General features: G+C 26.2%; 3 protein-coding genes. All 3 read left to right on the plus strand.

Annotated features, from left to right (window positions below):
* A partial coding sequence (locus CRU93_RS13950; protein WP_164967708.1) for a WG repeat-containing protein occupies positions 1 to 544 on the plus strand: 544 nt, incomplete at its 5' end.
* 4 nt (positions 545 to 548) lie between these two features.
* Complete coding sequence (locus CRU93_RS13955; RefSeq protein ID WP_129104793.1) at positions 549 to 1358, plus strand: sensor histidine kinase; 810 nt, start codon at positions 549 to 551, stop codon at positions 1356 to 1358.
* A gap of 88 nt (positions 1359 to 1446) precedes the next feature.
* On the plus strand, positions 1447 to 2491 hold a 1045-nt coding region (locus tag CRU93_RS13960), incomplete at its 3' end, for an immunoglobulin-like domain-containing protein (RefSeq protein WP_164967709.1).

Below are 2491 nucleotides of genomic sequence, written 5' to 3' on the forward strand. Positions count from 1 at the left end.
AAAAAATGAACAATTAGTAAATAAAAATATTATAAATTTACATTGGATTCATACAACTAATAAGATAGAGTATTATTTTTATGAAAAAGATAATCTTTTAGGAATAATTAGTGAATATAATAAAATAGTACTACCAGCATCTTTTTCTTATATTTCTGATTTTTATAGAGGTATTGCAGTTGTAAAAGAAAATGATAAATATGGTTATATAAACAAAGATTTTAAAATAATAAAAAAACCAGAATATAGTGATGCAAGAGAGTTCTTTGATGAGATATCTTTTGTAAAATCATTTTTAAACAATAAATATGCTTGTATTGATAAAAATATGAATCTTCTTTCTGATTTTAAATATGATAAAGTTTTTGATTTTACAGATGAGCTTGCAAGAGTAGTAAAAGATAATAAATGGGGATTTATAAATAAAAATTGTAAAGAAGTTATAAAACCAAAATATGATTATTTATCTAACTTTGTGAATGGTAAAGCAAAAGTAATAGAAGGTAGTAAAACTTATTTTATTGATAAAATAAATTTAAAGTAATAGTATGCGACAGACTAATCTTAATGATTTTATAAAGCTTGAAGAAGAGAATAAAAAGCTCGAATACAAAATAGAAGAAGAAGTAAAAAAGAATGTTCAAAAAGAAAAAGTCTTATTAGAACAAAGTAAACTGGCATCTATGGGAGAAATGTTATGTTCTATTTCTCATCAATGGAGACAACCTCTAATGGAGATAAATTCTTTGTTTATGCCTATTGAAGCAAAAGTTAAATTGGAAAATAGTGTAAATAAAAAAGAGCTTTTAGCTGCAATAACAAAATTGAATGAAATTACAACATATATGTCAAATACAATAAATGATTTTAGAAACTTTTTTTCTGAAAATAAACAAAAGCAAAAGTTTAATTTATCAACACAAATAAATGCTGTAGTCAATATTTTAAGTACATCTTTAAAAGAAAATAATATAAAATTAGAAATTGTTGTAAAGAAAAATCCAGAAGTTTATGGGCTAAAAAGTGAATACTCACAAGTACTAATAAATATAGTAAATAATGCAAGAGAAATGCTAGTTTTGAGAAAAATAGATAAACCTTTGATTAAAATTACTATAGATAAACAAGAAGATAATGCAGTTGTATTAATAGAAGATAATGCAGGTGGAATAAAAACAAAAAATATAAATGATATTTTCAAACCTTTTGTTACATTTGAAAAGAGTAATGGAACTGGTGTAGGGTTGTTTATGTCAAAAGTTATAATTGAAAAGAATATGGATGGAAATATTGAAGTTCAAAATTCAAAAAATGGTGCTCTATTTGAAATACTAACTCCTCAAAATTTAACAAAATAATTAAAATTCTGATTTTTAATAAAAAGAAACTTTATAGAGACTTTTTTTATATATTATTTAAATAATTAAAAAACTGTAGGAGTTTGTTATGTTAAATCTAATTATAAAAGAAACTGATGGAAGTTATAATGTTGTTACTGTAAAAGAAGATATGGTTATTACACCAACTGCAGGACAACAGTTTTATTTTGATAACTATTCTGGTTCAAAATATACATTTAATCTTGTTAATGGGGATAAGTCAATTGAGCTTATTATAAATGATGACCCTACTGTAAAAATAGTATTTAATGATATGGTAGATTTAATCTCTAAGCAAGAAGATGGTGCAGAAAAGACAGTTTTAAGTGTAATAGATAATCCTACAGGTATATATGATTTACAAAATACTGTAATGAATACAAATAATTCAAGTGATGATGTAATAAACTCTTTAAAAGAGATGTTAGCTGATTCATCTCTTGGATCAAAAGATGGTGTAGTAATTGATGATTTTGGTTCATTATCAAGTGCATTAGATGCAGCTGCAGCTGGTGGAGTACAAGGTGATACTTCAACATTTACTCCTTTAAACTCTATTGAAACAGCAGAATCAAATGATCTTGAAGGTAGATCTAGATTGGATACAAATGTAAATAATCCTTTTGGTTCTCCTGATATTTCAAGTGATCCAACTCCACTAACTCCTACAAATCAAGAAGCTACAGAGGTTACAATTACATTAAGTGCAACATCTCAAATTACAGAAGATGATGATTCAATAACATATACAGCAACACTTTCTACTCCTGCATTAAGCGATATGGCAATTACATTAAGTAATGGCTCTGTAATTAATATTCCTGCAGGTTCTTCAACAGGAACTGTACTATCACCAATAACACCAGATAGTGATGTATATAAAGAAGCAGACCAAATTGTTACAACAAGTATATCTGAAACAAACAGTGGTGGATTTGATGTAGTAAATAGTGATGCATCAGCTAATACAACAATTGTTGATAGTATAGATGAAGTAAAAGTAACAGTAACAGCAGATGGTGATGTAAAAGAGAATGAAGCAGGAAACTTCAAAGTAAATGTAAGCCAAAAATTAGACCATGATTTAGAAGTAACATTAAGTGATGGCTCAA

The organism is Arcobacter sp. CECT 8985 (assembly GCF_004116495.1).
Classification (GTDB): Bacteria; Campylobacterota; Campylobacteria; order Campylobacterales; family Arcobacteraceae; genus Malaciobacter.